This window comes from Sodalis ligni (genome assembly GCF_016865525.2).
Lineage (GTDB): Bacteria > Pseudomonadota > Gammaproteobacteria > Enterobacterales > Enterobacteriaceae > Acerihabitans > Acerihabitans ligni.
In genome coordinates this window covers 5,534,098-5,554,395 of record NZ_CP075169.1, presented here as the reverse complement: position 1 = coordinate 5,554,395, position 20,298 = coordinate 5,534,098, and the positions used below count along the sequence as shown (strand labels likewise).

General features: G+C 53.4%; 15 protein-coding genes and 1 pseudogene. 9 read left to right on the top strand and 7 right to left on the bottom strand.

Going from position 1 to position 20,298, the window contains the following annotated elements; genetic code table 11:
• Window positions 1–131 precede the first annotated feature (131 nt).
• From GTU79_RS25960 to GTU79_RS25940, 5 genes and pseudogenes are all read right to left on the bottom strand, one after another.
• Window positions 132–692, bottom strand: coding sequence for a hypothetical protein (locus GTU79_RS25960; RefSeq protein ID WP_214513512.1), 561 nt, complete (start codon window positions 690–692; stop codon window positions 132–134).
• Between the two features lie 117 nt (window positions 693–809).
• Entirely contained in the window at window positions 810–1,358 is a 549-nt protein-coding gene (locus GTU79_RS25955; RefSeq protein ID WP_214513511.1) for a hypothetical protein, read from the bottom strand.
• Window positions 1,359–2,180: 822 nt separating this feature from the next.
• The gene (locus tag GTU79_RS25950) at window positions 2,181–2,492 is read right to left on the bottom strand and encodes a hypothetical protein (protein ID WP_214513510.1); all 312 of its coding nucleotides are present in this window, start codon (window positions 2,490–2,492) and stop codon (window positions 2,181–2,183) included.
• 875 nt (window positions 2,493–3,367) lie between these two features.
• Window positions 3,368–4,156, bottom strand: a complete 789-nt coding sequence (locus tag GTU79_RS25945) for a hypothetical protein (protein WP_214513509.1) — start codon at window positions 4,154–4,156, stop codon at window positions 3,368–3,370.
• 437 nt (window positions 4,157–4,593) lie between these two features.
• Window positions 4,594–5,884 (bottom strand): annotated as a pseudogene (locus GTU79_RS25940) (DUF445 domain-containing protein).
• Between the two features lie 531 nt (window positions 5,885–6,415).
• On the opposite strand from GTU79_RS25940, the gene GTU79_RS25935 reads away from it, so the two are divergent.
• Window positions 6,416–8,869, top strand: a complete 2,454-nt coding sequence (locus GTU79_RS25935) for a DUF3772 domain-containing protein (RefSeq protein WP_203520791.1) — start codon at window positions 6,416–6,418, stop codon at window positions 8,867–8,869.
• A 619-nt stretch (window positions 8,870–9,488) separates the two neighbouring features.
• Here the strand turns inward: GTU79_RS25935 and GTU79_RS25930 are convergent.
• Complete coding sequence (locus tag GTU79_RS25930; protein WP_338091444.1) at window positions 9,489–10,037, bottom strand: GNAT family N-acetyltransferase; 549 nt, start codon at window positions 10,035–10,037, stop codon at window positions 9,489–9,491.
• Between the two features lie 306 nt (window positions 10,038–10,343).
• Between GTU79_RS25930 and GTU79_RS25925 the strand changes: the two genes are divergently transcribed.
• The 7 genes from GTU79_RS25925 to GTU79_RS25895 all read left to right on the top strand — a co-directional run bounded on the left by GTU79_RS25925 (window position 10,344) and on the right by GTU79_RS25895 (window position 18,467).
• Window positions 10,344–11,996, top strand: coding sequence for a glucan biosynthesis protein D (locus GTU79_RS25925; protein WP_203520795.1), 1,653 nt, complete (start codon window positions 10,344–10,346; stop codon window positions 11,994–11,996).
• Window positions 11,997–12,540: 544 nt separating this feature from the next.
• Window positions 12,541–13,371 carry a transporter substrate-binding domain-containing protein gene (locus GTU79_RS25920; RefSeq protein WP_243701608.1) on the top strand — a complete coding sequence of 277 codons (831 nt, stop codon included), beginning with the start codon at window positions 12,541–12,543 and terminating at the stop codon, window positions 13,369–13,371.
• A 164-nt stretch (window positions 13,372–13,535) separates the two neighbouring features.
• On the top strand, window positions 13,536–14,252 hold the full coding sequence (locus GTU79_RS25915) for an ABC transporter permease (protein WP_132925152.1): 717 nt from the start codon (window positions 13,536–13,538) through the stop codon (window positions 14,250–14,252).
• A 27-nt stretch (window positions 14,253–14,279) separates the two neighbouring features.
• Entirely contained in the window at window positions 14,280–15,014 is a 735-nt protein-coding gene (locus GTU79_RS25910; protein WP_132925154.1) for an ABC transporter permease, read from the top strand.
• Complete coding sequence (locus GTU79_RS25905; RefSeq protein WP_203520797.1) at window positions 15,011–15,787, top strand: ABC transporter ATP-binding protein; 777 nt, start codon at window positions 15,011–15,013, stop codon at window positions 15,785–15,787. Before GTU79_RS25910 ends, GTU79_RS25905 begins: the two co-directional genes overlap by 4 nt.
• A gap of 25 nt (window positions 15,788–15,812) precedes the next feature.
• On the top strand, window positions 15,813–17,348 hold the full coding sequence (locus GTU79_RS25900; RefSeq protein ID WP_203520799.1) for an HAL/PAL/TAL family ammonia-lyase: 1,536 nt from the start codon (window positions 15,813–15,815) through the stop codon (window positions 17,346–17,348).
• 150 nt (window positions 17,349–17,498) lie between these two features.
• A complete protein-coding gene (locus tag GTU79_RS25895) occupies window positions 17,499–18,467 on the top strand; it encodes an MBL fold metallo-hydrolase (protein WP_203520801.1) in 969 nt (322 codons plus the stop codon).
• A 9-nt stretch (window positions 18,468–18,476) separates the two neighbouring features.
• Here GTU79_RS25895 and GTU79_RS25890 read toward each other — a convergent pair whose 3' ends face one another.
• Window positions 18,477–18,974, bottom strand: coding sequence for a thiol-disulfide oxidoreductase DCC family protein (locus GTU79_RS25890; RefSeq protein WP_203520803.1), 498 nt, complete (start codon window positions 18,972–18,974; stop codon window positions 18,477–18,479).
• Window positions 18,975–19,469: 495 nt separating this feature from the next.
• Here GTU79_RS25890 and GTU79_RS25885 point away from each other — a divergent pair, with 495 nt between their 5' ends.
• Window positions 19,470–20,270: a hypothetical protein gene (locus tag GTU79_RS25885; RefSeq protein WP_214513508.1), complete on the top strand. Its 801-nt coding sequence runs from the start codon at window positions 19,470–19,472 to the stop codon at window positions 20,268–20,270.
• The last annotated feature ends 28 nt before the right edge of the window (window positions 20,271–20,298 follow it).

Below are 20,298 nucleotides of genomic sequence, written 5' to 3'. Positions count from 1 at the left end.
GCGCAGCAAGATTGCTCCTTTAATGTATTTTCCCGGATGCCCGGCTTCACGATAGGGGAAAGAAATAGCCGTGCTTATTTTGGAGAAATCTTTGTATTTTATCAAAGGAAATCACTGCTTATGCTTTTTGGTCAAATGAGCCCACTCAGGTTCATTAAAACCTGGCGATCGATAATCAGCCCTGCCCCATAGGGTCGCAGATGTATCATATCAACGATATAATCATTTTTATTAATTCTCAGTATAATAACCAAATGATCCACCGGTGAACGGTCATGCTCGTTTTGCCATAAGCGCTGCATTCGGTAACCGACGTTAACGCCGCCGTCCACACTTAATCCTTTGATAAACTGGAGCAGCAAAACATTTACATTACTGTCGGTCTCATGGGTGAAGACTTCGCGAAATTTAGCTTCACTCGTCAGGCAATTGACAAAATCGGTCAACATTTTACTCATATCACCGTTGTTGAGAAACAAAGATTCTATATGATGAACATAATCATTCACCATAAGTTCCAACATTTGAATATACATCCATTTATTATCTTTATAATGGTCTATAGGAAGAGTAATGGAACGAATTGGCTCCATATGGATAAAGTCAACATCGTCATTGATGTATCTTGTCCTACGTCCAGAACGGGCCGTTATAGAGAAACGATCGTTATCCAAAAAGAAGAGGCCGCCCACTTACCCTTCTCATTCTTGTACATGGGAACAGCGTAGTTTAAATTCATCACCTCTGTCGGTTTGACCACGCGCCAAGTCTTTATGGCTGCATCCCAGATGACCTGAAAAAATATTCGTCTATTTCGATGAAATTTTGCGTCGTACCTTGCCCTTGATCCAGTACAAAACTTCCGTCATCTCTCTTTGTATCAACAAGTTCCTATCAATATCAGAAGACCATTGAATAAATTTAGTCATCTTTTGTTCCATATTGTTTAAAATGAAATTGCTCATCCATGTAATCACTGTTGCCATATTTTCTGATAAATGATGTTTTATTTTTTGAAAAATAGCATGTATGGGTAGCGGGTTCAAATAGCCAATAACACTGCTGAAAATAGACCCGGAACTCTTTCTTGCGATATAAGGTAATTCTTCAGCCAGCTTTTGTGATATGGCTCTATTCAATTGCTTAACCGGCAAGGTTTCAATGTTTGCGATATTAATTAATCGCTTGTATATTACCCCAGTTCCTTTTGCGGCACTGGTGGTTAATTGTCCAAGCATAAAGGCCAGATCAAAGGTATCGAATATAACTTCTATCCCATTGAATTCATTGTCAGCGTCATTTACATATTTCCATAAGATTTCATAAAAGGTATCAGCGCAAGCAGTTCTTGCCACCACTTTTAATGCGAAGTGATATTTTCAGCTGATCCACTATTTCTCTTAGCATTATGGCATTCCAATAATCTAAAATTTCAATCATCGTCTGATAATCCCTTTTTCTTCACCTGCTACCAGTACGTAATCCGGCTTTGGCATACTTCGGATTATTTCTTCAGGTTCAATCAGGAAAAGACTTAAAGGAGACATGCGTAGTTGTGTGCTGTCATAGGGTATATCAAAAGCTCCAATATATCATTAGCGGTGACAGGAATTTTAAGCCGATGGATCAATCAATGTCAAAATTGGTTTTTATATTCATCTATCAAATTATTAAAAATATATTATCCGGATCCATTGAAATGGTTTTAATGAATGGCGCGCTAAAAGAGTCGAGGCGATAATGACCTTATGACTATAGGTTTTGATTAAAGAGAAAGTGCCAAAATTATTATTTGGCAAGTAGACATCTGTATTGGGTGCCAGTGAGTTTTGAACATAATTTCTGGAGTAAATTTTAAAAGTGTACACTTCTTTGGGGGTAAATCATATCCAGGTAATCTAATGCCGACCGGGAAATGATTTTATAGGTAAATTGCCTGGCTTCTTGCTGCAAGGAATAGTCCTTGTAATGAATAAATTGATTATAAAATTCCTGGCCGACTGAAACTCATCCGAGGGTTTCAGGTCAAAGATTTTAAAATTTTCAGAGGATCGTGATTCGAAGTCTAATGAAATCTGCTTTTTCTGCCTGGAATTCCTTGATAATGTACAAAGCACTCAATCCGCTCAACTGGTCAGTGCGAATGCGATGATAATCAATATACCAGTAGATTGCTGCTCTCAACAATAAGGAAACATCACCCGCCGTAACGCTGGTGAAATATAAAGTAAGTATTTCCTGCCGCGTTTTCTGGAATGAATCACCAGGGACGCCATTATCATAGCCTGAATTTTTGCCTCCGCCAGTCGCTGTTCATTTGTTCTACTGCCTAGCTGAATGTGCTCGTGCTGATGTTCGCTGACAATTTCAATGAGGTAGGCTTGCAGTTTTTCGAGAAAGCTCAATAATAAAATGCACTCTTTATCATATTTTACTTGATCAACCAGCTCATTTATCCATTGAGGATTTTGCTGGTACAGGGTATTGTCCATGCGTTCGAGATTTGTTTTACGCTTTTATCAAGAGACTGCAGGGTCTCTTTATAGGGCGCATGTTGTCCTCTGACCAATTTTCTTTATCAACGCTGTTGGTTGAGTGGATGCGGTAATATTCAATGTCTCGGATCAGCCGGTCAATGTGTGGATGATATTTATTGCTGCCGTGAATATAATCCACGATTTGATTCGCCACCAGCTCGGCAATCTCCGTTTCGGTTAACGGCGCTTCCGTCTGGTCGAACAAACTCCTGTATTCAGTAAGCTCGCCGGGGATGATAAGATAATTCCCTGAATGCTAAGTCCATTATTTCTGCTGTATTCGAATATATAATAAAAACCGCTTTAACAGTATTCGCCGAAGGTGTATTGGTCGTTCATCTAACATGTCATGAAATATCTCTCTGCTATTGAAGTAGATTAGCCGGTCAAGCAGAGGATTGAATCGCTGATTAATAACTTTTCATAGGTATGTTGGGCTTGCTGCATTATAGCCAACATAAAAGTTGTTCTTTATAAATTTTGCTTTATCCGCCGGAGATTCATCGATGAGCTGCTGCAAATTTTTTGCATCGGCGTAAGAAATGCCGTTTTAAAATCTATCAGTTCACGAAGCATTTTAAAATTAATATCGTAAATTGTTCTTTCAATTTGTATATTTAAGAGCGGGAAGAAATCCGCGATCGTTCTGTATTCACTAAAATAGTCTCGGAGTATATCATCATTCAATTTTTTTTTGCTGCTGGAATTCACACAATTATCGATATTCTTTTCGATGTATTTTTTAACATTATCATATCGGTATACTGCGTTTTGTTATCTAAGTAAGTTCCATCATTATAAATTTCGAATAATTTATCATAGAGAAAACGTTAAGTTCTGACATCCATGCCAGCGAGTAGATTTTTGTTGGTCAATGGGATAAACTGTTGCTTGATTGCCTGATACAGTTCCCTTGCGGAGTGATTGGCAATATGCAGGTTGGTCTCACAAATAGCGTCTTCATGACTATTCTTGCCTTCGTTTGTTGGCGGGTCAGATATCAAGGGCAAGGCGGCAGGATGTGAATTTGTGACATTCGCGGCTTGGCGGGGAGGTCGTTTTAAGGCAAAAGAGGGATATTTGTCTGATATCTTAAGCCAGGGGAATAAAACCTCCGGCGGCGGCGGTTCCACCTTCGCCCCGTCAGCGACGGGAAAAAACCATGTTAAGCCAGACAGATGCGATAGCATCGAAAAGGGCGTCGGAATCCGGGTGATGCGTGCCCACGAGGATAACAAGGATTCGCCGCTGCATAATCCTACGGGCGGGCTTGGCATCGCCGCCCTCGGCTCGGGGGCGCCTTGGGTTGACGGCGGGAACAGTCGGGTTCCGCCGTATCCCAGGACGACCCCGGTAAGGTGGCCGAGCAAATAAACGATAGTATCCAGCCAGGTGTTGGGCGGGTTGACCAGACCGTCAATATGATATAACACTCCGTCGGAAACCAGCCACCGGCCGGCCACCAGTCCAACATAGGCAGTATAGCCGCCGGGCAAAGTGATTTTTTTCGTGGCAATAATAAGAGACTGATCCGCAATCTGGATGTTGATTTTTTTTCCAGGCGCGGCGGTGGACAGACTTTCCGGGTGTTTTTTAAATAAAGCCACGCAGGTGAACAAAAGACTCGCCTGTGTTTTTTCTTCATCGGTTTCATGGGGTGCTTCTATAGGATGCAGCGTTGGTGAGGCCGGGTTTAGAACCGAGTATGAAGAGGACAGAACTGTATTAGGGTCATTATAAATCTTTTTATTGTTTCATGATAATTATTATTTTAAATAGCGAATTAGTATGGCGGCCAATAAGTTTACATTCATCTTTAGAATAGCCATTATATCGGCTGACTGTATTATTAAACATATTATCTCCAGTAAGTCATATTTGAGCGCAATGAGAATTACCATGTAAAAATACGGAAGGAGATGCCAAAATTTAATAATGGCATTGAACTGAAGGCATATTTGAACATCTTAATTAAGAAAGGGCAGCGAAAAGGTGTTCAAGATATTCTTAACAAAAGATGCTTGTCAAAATGAAGAAAAAGAAACTCTTCTCAGGGCTATTGCAGCCACAGCTGCAATAGGGCCGGCAAAGCGGGCGAGAACGACAGCAAATACAGGATCAAACCGATAACACCCCCCACCAGCGTGCCGTTAATGCGGATAAACTGCAGGTCTTTGCCGATATTCAGTTCGATTTGCCGTGACATATCCCGCGCGTCCCAGCTTTTCACCGTATCGCTGATATGCCGGGTAAGGAATGCCGAGAAGTCGGGAGCTATGCGCAAAGCCGCCTGCTCCAGATGCTGGTTCAGCGAGGAGCGCAGGCCGTCATCCCGCGCCAGCGTTTGGCTAAGCCACAGCCCCGCTTCGGTCACCTTGCCATGCAATACCGAATCCGGCCGATCCAAATCTTCTTTAAGCCAGCCGCGCATGTCGTCCCATAAGCCGCTTATGTAAGTATTCAATACGGCATCGTTTTTCAGGTAGTGCTTGATTTCCTCGGCCCGGCGGGCGGTGGAGGGATCGTTCTTGAGCCGCTGGATAAGTCTCAGCGCCAGCCGGTCGAAACGCCGGCGCAGCTCATGGCCGCGGTCGCGGCTGATCTCATCTAGCCAGCTATTCACCGCGTTGGCCACGGCGACGGCGCTGTGTTCACCGAGCCATTCCGTGGGCAGCACTTTTTCTTTTAGCGGATGCTCGCGCTTAAGCCACTGGATTATCTGATCGGCGATAAGGACGCGGGTAGAGGGTTTGTTCAGCAGTTTAACCAGCTGGCGCAGTCCGGCGTCCAGCAAATCCTGATGCCGGCCGTCTTTGGTCAGACTGTCCAGAATGGCGCCGACGGAGGCGGACAGATCGATCTTATCAATAACGGCATCAAGGGCGCTGCGGATAAAAGCCTGGATGCGCCGATCGTCGGTAAAGTCGAGAAAGCCGCGCATCAATTGCAGGATCTGGCGCCCCAGCCGGTGGGCATTGTCGGGCTCTGCCAGCCAGCCGGCAATAGTCCGCGCCGGATCCTGTCGTCTGATAAGCTCCACCAGGGACGAGGTATCGAGGAATTTCTCCTGTATGAAGATGCCCAGGTTATCGGCGATTTTATTTTTATTTCGGGGGATAATGGCGGTATTGGGCGGCGATAAACGGGATCGGCACGCGTCTGAACAGGGCAACGACGGCAAACCAGTCGGCCATGGCGCCCACCATTGATGCCTCGGCAACCGCCTTGAGTCCATCGCGCCAAAAACCGGGCGGTATAAACAGGGTTACGATAAATATCATCGCCGCGCCGGTCAATAACAGCAGGGCCATCCGTTTAATTCTTTTCAGTTCTGTTTGTTTAGTCATAACGTATCAATTGTCGGCGTGTTCAAGAGAAGTCTTAACGCGTGTGCCGGTAATTTCCCATAAAATATCGTCGGCGATCGCCCATGACGATAACCTCTTTTGTTATTGATGAATACCATTACTATGAGCCTGTTAACTAGCCTCTAACGTAAAAGGTAGAGTTGGTGTAACGTTTTTTATGAATAAGTGTAATATTAGCCGATTGCCTCCGGCAGGGCGGTTTTTAGCCGGCAGGTCTGGTGGGTAAAACAATTGTTGCTCGGTTATGGGCAGGATGGGATTATCCGGCATATACCCGTCATACTTCAAGTTGCAGGTGCGTTGGCTACGTTACTCGGCTCATCCATGAGCCTCGCCCCTTAGGGGCCGCTGCTAGCAGCGTTCAAATCTGCTCCAGGCAGATTTGTCGCTCACCCGAATCACTTACTTGAGTAAGCTCATCGGGATTCACTCTTTTGCCGCCTTCCTGCAACTTGAATTATTTAGGGTATAGCGGCCATGATATCGTTGATTTTCGGAATTAATTATTCTATGTATAAACTTTTACGAATTCTATTTCCCGCCTGGCTGCTGCTGGCGTTTTTAGCGGCGGCGCTTTCCCCTGTTATTCCCGCCGTGGCCGCCGATCAAACGTCCACCGGCGCTCCGCCCGCGCCGGTTAAAATCAATGCCGCCGCTGAGCTGGTCAAGCTGCAAAAACAGCTCGACGGCATGAAGCAGAAAGTCTCCGCCGCCACCATGGATAATCAATTGCGGGAACTGAATGACGACACCTTGAAGCTGGCCGCGGACGCCGATGCGCTGGCCACCGCCCTGCAGCCGGAGCAGGCCCAGATCCAGGCGCAGCTCGCTATTCTCGGGCCGCCGCCGGCCGCCGGGGCAATGCCGGAAACCGCCGTCGTCGCCCAGCAGCGTACCGCATTGAACGCCCATAAGACTCTGGTGGACGCGCAGGTGGAACATGCCAAAGCCATCAGCAAGAGCGCGGCCACCCTGGCGGCGCAAATCGTCGATATCCGCCGTAACGCCCTGCGTACCCAGATGGCGCTGAACTCCGGCAGCATTCTTTCCCCCGGTTTCTGGTCGCCTTTGTTTCAAACCCAGTCCGAAGACAAGCAGCGGCTGGATGATTTTTTCCAAGACGTTCAAGACGCCTGGCTGGCGGCCTGGGAACCGGGATGGCGAGTGGGTTCCGGGATATTTTTGGCGCTGGCCTTGCTCATCTGGGCGTTCGGTTCCCGCCTGTTGGACAAGCCGCTGGGATGGTTCAGTATCAATGTCTTGCCCGAGGGCCGTCTGCGGCGCAGCTTCCTGGCCTGCGCCACGGCACTGGCCACGGTACTGTCGGTAGGGGTGGGAGCCCAGTTGATCTATATGCTGTTCATCCGCCATCCCGATGTGTCGCAGCAGGTGCAGGATTACGCCGATGAGCTCTTTCGTCTGGCGCTGTTTTCCGGTCTTATCGCGGGTCTGGGACGGGCATTTTTGTCCAACCAGCGTCCGACCTGGCGTTTGCCCACCATCGCCGACCCGGTGGCGCTGGCCATGCGATCCCTGCCGCCGACGCTGGCTGCGTTCATCTTGATTTTCGGCGCGGTGGAGCAAATGAACCGCATGGTGGGCACCAGCCTGGCCACCACCATTTTCGGTAACGGCATATTATCGCTGCTGGTGGCGTTAACCGCCGCCATGGCGGCGCTGCGCACCAACCGGGTCCGGCGCAAGATGATGGCCGAAGGGGGACAGCCCGAAGCCCGTTCTACGGTGGCCGGCCTAATCCATTTAAGCACCACGGTGGTGTCCATTGCGATACTGCTGTCGCTGTTGATCGGGTATATCGCCCTGGCGCGGTTTTTGACCTATGAACTGGTGTGGGTGGGCATGATTTTCTCCTGCCTTTATCTGCTGATCCATTTGGTGGTGGATCTTTGTGACAGCCTGTTTTCACCCCATACGGTAGTGGGGCAGCGCATCAAACACTCCCTGGGCCTTGACGACCGGCATTTGGAACAGGCCGCCACCCTTTTGTCGGCTATCGGTAAAACCGTGCTGATTCTGCTGGCGGCGGTGGCCTTGCTGAACGGTACTTTCGGTTCCACCACGCCGATGGCGCTGTTTGACAAGGCTGTGGATATGTGGGGCGGCAAGGGACTTGAAAAGCTGAATATCGTCCCGGCCCATGTGATGAACGCCCTGATATTCCTGGCCATCGGCATTTATGTCCTGCGCTCGGCGCGGCGCTGGCTGGATAAGGATTTTCTGCCGAAAACCAAGATGGAAACCGGCATGCGGGCCTCGCTGGTGATTTTGTTCAGCAATATCGGGTATATCCTGATTACCCTGCTGACATTGTCGACCCTGGGCATTCAGTGGAACAATCTGGCCTGGATAGTCAGCGCCTTATCGGTGGGCATCGGTTTCGGCCTGCAGGAGATTGTGAAGAATTTCATCTCCGGGCTGATACTGTTGATTGAACGTCCGGTGAAAGTGGGGGACCTGATTACCATCAGCGGTATTGAGGGGGATATCCGGCGCATCAATGTGCGGGCCACGGAAATTCAGCTGGGGGATCGGTCCACGGTAATCGTGCCTAACTCGCAGTTTATCTCGCAAAATGTGCGTAACGCCACCATGGGCAATGCTCAGGGCGTGGCCACCATTCTGCTGACCTTCCCGCTGGATATCGATCCCGAGCAGGTGCGCAATCTGTTGCTGGAAACCTATCGCGATCATGAGTCGATCCTGGCCGCCCCGGCGCCATCGGTAACCTTCAGCCAGTTGAGCTCCAATGGAATCGTGCTGAGCGTGACGGGGTTTGTCAACAGCCCGCGGATTGTCGCCAATGTAAAAAGCGATTTGCTGTTCGAGATTCTCAAACGCCTGCGGGAGGCGGGCATCGCGCTGTCAATGCCGCAGAAGATGATCTTTGAGAACTCCCCGATGCCGTCGCCGCCGGTGGAGGCCCCTGACCAAACCGAACGGTGATCAGCGGGTCGGCATAGGCTGTGCCGTGCCCCATCGGCACAGTCTCCCTGTAACACGCCCGTTGCACGTTCGGTGATCGCGGGCTTACCGCGCCGTGGGGCGCTCGGGCAGGCGGTAAAACCACGCCTGCTTCGACCCCACCGGCACGGTCTCCCTTTAACACGCCCGTTGCACGCTCGGTGAACGCGGGCTTATCGCGCCGTGGGGCGCTCGGGCAGGCGGTAAAACCACGCCTGCTTCGACCCCACCGGCACGGTCTCCCTGTAACCCGCCCGTTGCACGTTCGGTGATCGCGGGCTTACCGCGCCGTGGGGCGCTCGGGCAGGCGGTAAAACCACGCCTGCTTCGACCCCACCGGCACGGTCTCCCTTTAACACGCCCGTTGCACGCTCGGTGAACGCGGGCTTATCGCGCCGTGGGGCGCTCGGGCAGGCGGTAAAACCACGCCTGCTTCGACCCCACCGGCACGGTCTCCCTGTAACCCGCCCGTTGCACGTTCGGTGATCGCGGGCTTACCGCGCCGTGGGGCGCTCGGGCAGGCGGTAAAACCACGCCTGCTTCGACCCCACCGGCACAGTCTCCCTGTAACCCGCCCGTTGCACGTTCGGTGATCGCGGGCTTATCGCGCCGTGGGGCGCTCGGGCAGGGTGGTTTGGCCTTCGCCCAGCGGACGCTGCATCAATAGCGTGTCTACCCAGCGGCCGTGCTTGAATCCCACCGCGGTCATAATGCCGGTTTGGCTGAAACCGAGCTTCTCATGCAACCGGATGGACCCCCTGTTTTCGCTGTTGCCGATAATGGCCAGCATCTGGCGCCAGCCGCCCCGTTCCGCCCGTCCGATGGCCTGGGATAACAGCAGGGAGCCTATGCCTTGTCCGCCCCAATCAGGATGGACATATACCGAGTCCTCCACGGTAAACCGGTACGCGTAGCGCGTGCGGTATAAGCCCAGATAGCAATAACCCAGCACCTGACCGTCTCGTTTCGCCGTCAGCCAGGGCAAGCCTTTTTCCAACACCGATGCGCGCCGTGCCAGCATCTCCGCCAGACCTGGCGGCTCGGTCTCGAAGGACGCGATTCCGTTAATCACATGCCAGGCGTAAATATCCCGTATGGCGGCTACCTCTGCCTCGGCGGCATCGCCAATGACTATCTCTGAAACGGACACGTTTTTTATCCCGAAAAAATAGTGAATATTAATCATAAAGGAGAATTGTCCACGTCGGTAGCGCCGCATCGAGTGTCCGCCGTAAAACCCGGAGAATGCCGTTTCGCAGAGTCGATCCGTTGCAGTTACCGGATATTGCAGTAAACTCTTCAGGTTGCCATTGGCGCCCGGCCTTGTGGCCGAGCCGTTGGGGAACAATTTCGAATCGCACTGGAGTGCCGTGCCCGCTGTGCTGTAAAGTGTGCCGCCGACCGGTAACCGGCTCCATGGGATCAAAACATTGCCAGCACAGGAACCTTTTCCGGCATGGAACGAAGAAAGTTTATCAAAGCATCACTCGCGCTGGCCGCCTACTGCGGCACGACCGGTTCGGCGGCGTTATTTATGCGTTCGGCGCTGGCCGCCGGGGAAATTGCCGACGGCAGCGCCACTCCTTTCGATTTCTCCCTTTTGCAATCCATGGCGGCGGATTTGTCCCGCCAGCCTTTCGGCGGCCCGCCGGCGGAGCTGCCGAAAACCCTGGCGGAGCTGACGCCGCAGGCTTACAACGATATCCAATACGATGCCAGTCATTCTCTCTGGCACGATTTAGCGGGTCGCCAGCTTGATGTGCATTTGTTCCATGTCGGCATGGGGTTCAAACGGCGGGTGCGGATGTATTCCGTCGATCCCGCGTCTCATCAGGCCAGGGAGATCCATTTTCGGCCGGAACTGTTTAATTACCACCATGCCGGGGTGAATACCTCGCAGCTGGTAGGCCGAGATAATCTGGGGTTTGCCGGTTTCAAGGTGAACAAAGCCCCGGAGCTTACCCGGCGCGATGTGGTCTCTTTTCTCGGCGCCAGCTATTTCAGGGCGGTGGACAGCACCTACCAATACGGGCTGTCGGCCCGCGGCCTGGCTATTGATACCTATGCCGGCCAACCGGAAGAGTTTCCGGATTTTGTCGCTTTCTGGTTTGATCGGCCGAAAGCCGCGGATACGGTATTTACCGTCTATGCATTGCTCGACAGTCCCAGCGCCACCGGCGCCTATCGTTTTGTTATCGATTGCCAGGCCGAGCGGGTGGTGATGGATATCGAGAAGCATATCCATCCCCGTACCGCCATCAAGCAATTGGGCATCACTCCGATTACCAGTATGTTCAGCTGCGGCACCAACGAACGGCGTACCTGCGATACCATTCATCCGCAAATCCACGATTCCGATCGGCTGGCAATGTGGCGCGGCAACGGCGAATGGATATGTCGGCCGTTGAATAACCCGCAGAAGCTGCAATTTAATGCCTATATGGATGAGAATCCCAAGGGGTTCGGCCTGTTGCAGCTTGATCATGATTTCAACGATTATCAGGATGTTATTGGCTGGTATAATAAGCGGCCCAGCCTGTGGGTTGAGCCGGTGGGCAACTGGGGCAAAGGTACGGTGAATCTGATGGAGATTCCCACCACCGGCGAGACCCTGGATAACATTGTGTGTTTTTGGCAGCCGGCCGAACCTATCGTTGCGGGTCGGGAGTATACCTATCGCTATCGTCTCTACTGGAGCGGCGAACCGCCGGTGGTCAGTGGGATGGCGCGTGTCATGGCGACTCGTACCGGTATGGGCGGCTTTCCGGAAGGCTGGGCGCCAGGGGAGCATTATCCGGCGAGTTGGGCGCGCCGTTTTGCCGTCGATTTTGTCGGCGGCGACATTAAAGCGGCGGCGCCGAAGGGTATTGAGCCGGTTATCAATGCCTCTGCCGGCAGGATAGATAATATCGAAATACTGTTTGTGGAACCAATGGACGGCTATCGTATTCTGTTTGACTGGATCCCTGACAGCGATAAGACGGATCCGGTGGAGCTGCGGATGTTTTTGCGCACCGGTGTTACCGCCTTGAGCGAAACCTGGCTGTACCAGTATTTTCCGCCGCCGCCGGATAAGCGCCGTTATGTTGACGATCGGCAGATGAGCTGAAAGAAGTGCCGGATGCGCTGGTCTCACTTTAACAGGCTTGGTTCAGTTTCAGTGATGGCGGGCCTAGCGCGCCATGGGGTGCTCCGGCGGGCGGTAAAACCACGCCCGCTTTGACCCCATCGGTACGCTCTCCCTTTAACACGCCCGGTTCAGCTTCAGTGATGGCGGCCCTAGCGCGCCATGGGGTGCTCCGGCGGGCGGTAAAACCACGCCCGCTTCGACCCCATCGGCACGCTCTCCCTTTAACACGTCCGGTTCAGCTTCTGTGATGGCGGGCCTGAGCGCCAGCGTTGCATTAGCGGGTTTTTGCCTCAAATTGGTGCCGGCGGATTTTGCCGCTGCACCAAAATGAGGGCGTCTTGTCTCGTCGCGCATGACAATGCGTTGCGTTATCCCGTTGGCCGGCGCTGAAACGCCGGTACAATCTTTCTTAAACTTCCCTGCGGTGTTGGCCCTTTAATTGCTTGGTCTTGTATATACATGTACATAATCAAACTTTTTACGGGGAATCCGCGCTATGAAATATCATCATCGATTTACCGGTATGTTAGTGGCTGGCGTTTTGGGGGCGGCATTTCTTGCGGTCCTGCCGGCGCAGGGTAAAGAGTGGAAATCCGTTACCATCGCCACCGAAGGCAGCTACGAGCCCTGGAACCTGACGCTGCCCGGCGGCAAGCTGAGCGGCTTTGAACCTGAACTCATGACGATACTCTGTGAACGGATGCAGATGCAGTGCAAGCTGGTGGTGCAAAACTGGGACGGCATGATAGCCGGTCTGCAGGCGGGTAAATTCGATGTGCTGATGGATGCCATCGTTATCACTCCGGACCGTCAGAAGGTTATCGACTTTACGGTGCCCTATGCCGCCACCGCCGCCAGCTTTGTCTCGGTGGGCGGCAAGATATTGCCGGAAACCACCGGTGATAAAGCTATTATCAAGCTCACCAACGATCCCGCCTCCATTAATCCCGCCATTGCCGGATTACGCGCCGCGCTGAAAGGCAAAACCATCGGTATTGCTTCCGGCACCGTATACACGCCGTTTATCGACCAATATTTCAAGGATATCGCCACGGTGCGGGAATATAACGCGTCGGCGGACGCTATTCTCGATTTGCAGGCGGGGCGTATCGATGCGGTATTTGATGACGTGACCTTCTTTACGTCAATCATGTCCCGGCCGGAGAACAAGGATCTAGGCTTTGACGGCCCGAAAATCGCCGGGCCGGTCTGGGGGCAGGGGGAAGCGCTGGGGATACGTAAAAGCGATCAGGATTTAAAAGCCAAGTTCGATGGGGCGATTAAAACCGCCATGGCGGACGGAACGGTGAAACGACTCAGCGAAAAATGGTTTAAAACCGATGTGACGCCGTAAAGATCCCATGATGGTCCGGGGCGCAAAGCCATAAATCGTTGCCGGATTGATTCGGTCAGAGGCGCAAAGCCATAAAGCGCCGCCGGGATTGATTCGGTCCGGGACGAAAATCGATAGTTCCCTGCCGGGGTGGTTCTACGGCAACAGCAATAGGGGTGGTGAACATGTTGGAGATGCTGGGATTTTCGAGTGATGGCTGGAGCGGCATGATGCTGTTGGCCGCCCTGACCACCCTGGGCCTGACCTTTGCCGCGCTGCTGGTGGGGTCTGTGTTCGGCGCCTGGGTGGCCGGCGCAAAGCTGTCCCGCCGGCGGTTGTGGCGTTTTTTCGGCGACGGCTATTCGGTGATTTTCCGCGGAATACCGGAATTGCTGATTATTTATCTTTTTTACTTCGGCGGTTCGGGTTTTTTGACCGTGATCGGTCGGTTCTTCGGCGCGGACGGCTATATTGAAGTGCCGGCGTTTCTCATCGGCGCTCTGGCAATCGGCATGATTTCCGGCGCTTATCAGGGGGAAGTTTATCGCGGCGCGGTCATGGCGGTATCGCCGGGGGAGCTGGAGGCCGCTTACGCTATGGGGATGACCAAAGCCTGTGTGCTGCGGCGGATCCTGCTGCCGCAGGTGCTACGTTATTCGCTGCCGGGCCTGGCGAACGTCTGGCAAATGAGCCTGAAGGATTCGGCGCTGGTGTCCGTAACCGGCATCGTCGAGCTGATGCGCGCCAGCCAGGTGGCCGCGGGGTCTACCAGGCAGTATTTCACTTTCTATATTATCGGCGGCCTTTGTTATCTGGTGTTGACCGGTCTTTCCAATCCCTTGATCAGCAGCGCGGAGAAACGTCTTGGCCGCTCAGGAAAAACGCCTTTTGCTTCCCGTTAAGCCCTTGTCCAGCGCGGGGACCCGATTATGATTGATATTGCCTTTCTCAGCGATACCATGCTCAAGCTTTTGGCGGCGCTGCCCACTACGCTTGGGCTGTTTATCTGCTCATTTATCCTCGGCGGCCTGCTGTCGCTGGTGATAGTGACGCTGCGCGTCAGCCGTTATCCGGTGCTGAGCTATTTTGCCCGCGGCTATATGATGGTGTTTCGCGGCTCGCCGCTGTTGATCCAGATGTTCCTGCTTTATTACGGGCTGGGGCAGTTCTCCCTGGTACGTGAAAGCCTGTTCTGGCCGGTATTGCGCTCCCCTTATTCCTGTGCGGTGCTGGCGCTGGCGTTGTGCACCGCCGGCTATACCGCCGAGATTATCCGCGGCGGCCTGCTGTCCATTCCCCACGGGCAAATTGAAGCCGGATTGGCCAACGGCATGTCGCGCTGGGTGCTGGTGCGTCGGATTATCGGCCCCATTGCCCTGCGCTACGCGCTGCCGGCCTACTCCACCGAAGCTATTTTGTTGGTGAAGTCCACCGCGCTGGCCAGTCTGGTTACCGTCTGGGACGTCACCGGCGTCGCGCAGCAGATTATCCAGCGTACCTATAGGACGATGGAGGTATTTGTCTGTGCCGCGGTGATTTATCTGCTGCTGAATTTCATCCTGGTGCGCCTGTTCGCCGCCTGGGAAAAACGGCTGTCCCATCATTTACGTCCTCGCCCCGCGTTGGCCGATAACAGTGACACCCTGCTTAGGGAGAGAGAATGAACAAACCCGCCCCCATTACCCTGTCGATGATTGATATCCGTAAATCTTTCGGCGATCAGCAGGTGCTGAAAGGCATTTCGCTGGATGCCCGGCAAGGAGAAGTTATTTCCATACTGGGCGCCAGCGGTTCAGGTAAAAGCACCTTTCTGCGCTGCATCAATTTGCTGGAGATTCCCGACGAAGGCACGGTAGCCATCGGCGGCGAAACCATCCGGATGAAGCGCCACCCGTCGGGACGGCAGTTTCCCGCCGACCGGCGCCAGATTGACAGCATCCGCGCCCGGCTGGGCATGGTGTTCCAAAGCTTCAATCTTTGGTCGCATATGACCGCCATGCAAAATGTGATGGAAGGCCCGCTGCACGTATTGAAAAACTCCCGCAAAGAGTGCCTGGAGCAGGCCGAACGTCTGCTGGCGAAAGTGGGACTGTACGACCGGCGGGAGTATTACCCGTCGCAGCTGTCCGGGGGGCAGCAGCAGCGCGTCGCCATTGCCCGGGCGCTGGCGATGGATCCGGAAGTGATGCTGTTTGACGAGCCCACCTCGGCCCTGGATCCCGAACTGGTGGGGGAGGTGCTGAAAGTGATGCGCGCTCTGGCGGAAGAGGGCAGGACCATGCTGGTGGTCACCCATGAAATGGGCTTTGCCCGCGGCGTATCGAACCGGGTGGTGTTTATGCATCAGGGGTATATCGAGGCGCAGGGCACGCCTGAGGCGCTGTTTACCCACCATGAATCCGAGCGCTTCCGGCAATTTATCTCCAGCCATCATTAGCGGGCGTGGGGCAACAGGAGTTTTCATGTCATCAACCAAAACAATCGTTTACGGAGACGGGCCGCTAAGCTGGCGCGATCTCACCGCCGTGGCCCGCGGCGGCGCGGCGCTGGCGTTGTCGGAGACCGCCTGGGGGCGTATCGATAACGCCCGCGCCATCGTCCATCTGGTAGTGGCGTCCGGCGAACGCGCCTACGGGATCAATACCGGTCTGGGCGCGTTATGCAATGTGGCGCTGCGGGAGGACCAACTGGCCGCGCTGTCCCGCAATACCTTGATGAGCCACGCCTGCGGCGTCGGTCCGGCGCTGCGAAGCGAACAGGCACGCGCCATTATCTGCGCCGCCATCGCCAACTACAGCCAGGGTAAGTCCGGCATCGGGCGCGACGTGGTGGCGGGGCTGTTGGATCTGCTCAATCACCATATTACCCCTCTGGTGCCGTCCCAGGGTTCGGTGGGGTATTTGACCCATATGGCCCATATCGGCCTGGGGCTGATGGGCATAGGTGAAGTGGATTATGACGGCCAGCGCTGCGCCGCCGCCGAAGCGCTGGCGGCGGCGGGGATGACGCCGCCGGAGCTCGGGGCGAAGGACGGCCTGTGCCTGGTGAACGGCACGCCTTGTATGACCGGCCTGAGCAGCCTGGCGCTGGATGATATGGTGCGTCTGGCGGATTGGGCCGACGTTATCGGCGCCATGAGCTTTGAGGCCCTGCGGGGGCAGGCCAATGCCTTTGATGCGGAAATCCTGGCCTTAAAGCCCCACCCCGGCATGCAGAAGGTGGGCGGGCATCTGCGTCTTATGATTCGGCACAGTAAAAATATTGCTGAAAGCGTCAACCTGCGCACCCAGGATGCGCTCAGCCTGCGCTCAATACCGCAAATTCACGGCGCCTGCCGGGATCAGATAGACCATGCCGCGCGGCATATCGGCATCGAGCTGAATTCCGCCACCGATAACCCGCTGGTGCTTGGCACGCCGGAGCATTTTCGCGTGGTCTCCCAGGCCAATCCTCACGGTGAATCGGTGGCGATGGCCGCCGATTTGCTGGCGGTGGCGGTGGCTGAATTGAGCGGCGTGGCGGAACGGCGTATCGATCGGCTGGTGAATCCGCTGGTGAGCGGTTTGCCGCCGTTCCTGGTCAGTGAGCCCGGCGTGAATTCCGGCATGATGATAACGCAATACGTCGCGGCCGCCCTAACGGGTGAGAACCGCCAACTGGCGCAGCCGGCGGTGGTGGATAATTTCGTGACCTCCGGCTTGCAGGAGGATCATCTGAGCATGGGCACCGGCGCGGCGCTGAAGCTGGATCGCGCTTTGCAAAATCTTGCGCAGATACTCTCTATCGAATACCTTCTGGCGGCGCAGGCGCTGGAATTTATCGGGCCGGAAAAGTGCGGCGACGGCACGGTCCGCGCCTGGTCGCTGCTGCGCGAGCAGGTCGCGCCCTATACGGCGGATCGCTGGCTGGCGCCGGATATCGGTACCGCGGCTCGGCTGATAACCGGTCAAAATCTCTTGGCGAGACTGCTGGCGGAAGAAAGCGCCGCGGAGGTCTGATCCGGGCGAGAAAGGGGGTGCGGTTCAGGAAACTATTGATTAGACTGCTGACATACAGGTTCATCCCGACCGGTCATTGTGTCAATAAGTCCGTAAGCAAGCGACATTTCCTGATTGTCATCCGATCCACGACTTCGCCGGAGAAAAGAAATGACGATAAAAAGCCTTACCCGCGCCGCTGTCCTCATGGCTGCCGTTGTGCTGGCCCCCGATGCCGACACAGCCTCCATACCGCTGGTGAAAAACCAAGCGCCGGGCTATTTCAAAATCATGGTGGGCGGCGCCCAGGTTACCGCCCTGTATGACGGCAGTTCGACATTTCCCTTAACCTTATTCAAAAATGCAGCCCCCGAAACGCTGCAACGAGAGGTTGCCGCCGTGGACGGCGACGCTCCCAAAGTAGCGAACGGCTCGGTTAACAGCTTTCTCATCAATACCGGCGACCACCTGATCCTCATCGACAGCGGCGGCGGCAAGCTGCTGGGACCGGGGTTCGGCCAGGCCATGGCCAATCTGAAAGCCGCCGGCTACCGGCCGGAGCAGGTGGATATGATTTTGCTGACCCATATGCACCGCGATCATATCGGCGGGCTGGTGACCGACAACGGACAGCCGGCGTTTCCCAATGCCGCGGTATGGGCGTCGAAACCGGAAGTGGATTACTGGCTTTCCCAGGCCAATCTCGACGGTGCGCCCAGCGATCAGCAGGCCGCCTTCCAGCGCGCCAGGGATATCCTTGCGCCCTATGAGACGGCGGGCAGACTGCACAGTTTCAGCTACGATAAAGACCTGCTGCCCGGCCTGAAAGCAGTGGCGTTGCCAGGCCATACGCCGGGCCACAGCGGGTTTATGCTGGAGCGAAACGGTCAGAGCATATTGTTCTGGGGGGATATCGTCCACTACTCGGCGCTGCAGTTTGCCCATCCCGAACTGGGTATCGGCTTTGATTCCAATAGCGCCCTGGCGATTAAAACCCGCCAGGCGCTGCTAAAACAGGTGGTCCGTCAAAAAACCCTGATTGCCGGCGCCCATATCACCTTCCCCGGCATCGGTTATCTGCGCGCCGACGGCAGCCAGGGCTACCGCTGGACGCCGGTGGGCTTCGGCGAGGTGCGCTGAAAGGGAAATTTATTGCCGCCCGCCGTCCAGGTAGCGACGTCCCTGTCCGTCATCCGGCGGCAGGGTGCCGGCGGGCAGTTTACCGAACCAGCGATAGCGGTTGCGGGCGACATGGTTATACATTCCGTCGCGCAGTTTCCGGGGCAAAAACCGCAAGATTCGCAGTGCGCGCCACGGCCAGCCAAGCTGGATCAACGCCTCGAAAAAAGCGTCTGAGCGAATGGAAACCTGGCCGTCGGCAATGTAGGCGATAGTATTAAAGTTTTCATCGGACAATCCTGACCAACGTAACAGATCCTTTCCCGGCTTTGATTGCACCGTCGCGAGATGGATCTTTTTTCTCCAGTCGGCGCGGATAAGCGTTTGCACCAATCGCCGGCACAGGACGCATTCGCCATCGAATAACAGCACCCGTTCACCCGCCAGCAGATGCGGTGGCGGCGTGAGGCGTTCATTACGGATTAGATAAAGCGGCGGCACGGTAGATTTGCGTTTGGCATTTTGCATATAACCACCCTCCTCAAGACCTATTTACCTGTCGCCAATAAAATCACCCGAAGTGGCAGGTGGGGTACCTTTTTATATATAAAGTATTTTCAGCATAATCTATCTTAACGAAAATGTAGGGATCGGGGTCACATTGTTAATAGCCGGCCAAAAATCATTTTGAACGGAGGCGAGCTGACCAAAAACATAATCAAATGTGCTTTTATTTACGGATTATATAAGCTGTTGAGCTTAAATCAGCTTTCGAATTACGGCTGGTAAATGAATATTTATTTTAGGCTGCTCTGTATTATTTAATAAAACAACTGCTTTTGTGTAAAATCTGCATTCTTGGTTCGCCTTGATTGTGTGCATCCCAGTAAATTTATCAGTCTAAGTCTATATATTATTCATCGGAGTTGCCTATGCCAATATCTCAACAGTTATTTAGAAATAATGTCGGTAATTATCATAACACTATTAATAAAAAGCATCAATCAGGATGCTCAGCAAAACATGCTGGACGATCTGTCAAAATGCCCTGGAGACGCAGCCAAAAGGGCGAGAGCGTTATTGATACTGCAATCAATATTAATGATTTCCAATATTTCACTGACGACCGGCGAGGCCTTGGTCCGATCGCAAGCGTTCAAGACCGCGAAGACCCGTAACCTGGCTGGCCTGGCTAAAACGCCTTATTCCTTGTTGCCGTCAGCCTACAGCGATGTCGGCGCTATTACCGCCGATCATCATTCATCATTTTTTCAGCGTGCAGGCCGGCGCAATCGCGGCGCTGCTACGGGTAAATCCACAGGTATTTACGCTTCAACACGATTGGTCAAGCCGAATTCCACCCTGGCGTTGTCGGCTGAATCCGTATCAGACATCGAATCTCCAACCTCCGGCAGGACGAAACGGGGCAAAAAATACCAGGAAGATCGGAAAAAAAATCCAGTGTTCCAGCTGACCCAAAAGAGTAGACGATTTCTGGAAAAATATTTTAAGGAAAATATCAAAAATGACGTTGCAAGCATTATTGACAAAACAATCCTTTATATCATTAGCTGTCCCGATGGGTTAAAGTCTCTTTCATCTTTTTTGGTGAAAGATTCAGGAGAGTATGGCGCCCATGAGAATGAAAAATTAAGCCTCGAGCAACAATACGGCATCACAAGACACTGGCTTAGTCAGCTGTTATTTAAATATAGCCTCGGCGAATTTATCGGCCGGGTTATCGCTCAGACCGTTTTGAATAATGGTTGCAGCGATCGGCAGCCGGTGAAATTGTCAAACGACATTCTTTTTCATATATTTTAGGCAAAATTGGTATGTCCAAGGAGGGGCG

Bases quoted from the DNA above. Each gene is read 5' to 3' on its own strand.
- GTU79_RS25915 (WP_132925152.1), top strand. From the start codon at position 13,536: ATGTTGGAGATGCTGGGATTTTCGAGTGATGGCTGGAGCGGCATGATG.
- GTU79_RS25920 (WP_243701608.1), top strand. From the start codon at position 12,541: ATGTTAGTGGCTGGCGTTTTGGGGGCGGCATTTCTTGCGGTCCTGCCG.
- GTU79_RS25895 (WP_203520801.1), top strand. From the start codon at position 17,499: ATGACGATAAAAAGCCTTACCCGCGCCGCTGTCCTCATGGCTGCCGTT.
- GTU79_RS25950 (WP_214513510.1), bottom strand. From the start codon at position 2,492: ATGGACAATACCCTGTACCAGCAAAATCCTCAATGGATAAATGAGCTG.
- GTU79_RS25935 (WP_203520791.1), top strand. From the start codon at position 6,416: ATGTATAAACTTTTACGAATTCTATTTCCCGCCTGGCTGCTGCTGGCG.
- GTU79_RS25925 (WP_203520795.1), top strand. From the start codon at position 10,344: ATGGAACGAAGAAAGTTTATCAAAGCATCACTCGCGCTGGCCGCCTAC.
- GTU79_RS25905 (WP_203520797.1), top strand. From the start codon at position 15,011: ATGAACAAACCCGCCCCCATTACCCTGTCGATGATTGATATCCGTAAA.
- GTU79_RS25885 (WP_214513508.1), top strand. From the start codon at position 19,470: ATGCTGGACGATCTGTCAAAATGCCCTGGAGACGCAGCCAAAAGGGCG.
- GTU79_RS25890 (WP_203520803.1), bottom strand. From the start codon at position 18,974: ATGCAAAATGCCAAACGCAAATCTACCGTGCCGCCGCTTTATCTAATC.
- GTU79_RS25910 (WP_132925154.1), top strand. From the start codon at position 14,280: ATGATTGATATTGCCTTTCTCAGCGATACCATGCTCAAGCTTTTGGCG.
- GTU79_RS25900 (WP_203520799.1), top strand. From the start codon at position 15,813: ATGTCATCAACCAAAACAATCGTTTACGGAGACGGGCCGCTAAGCTGG.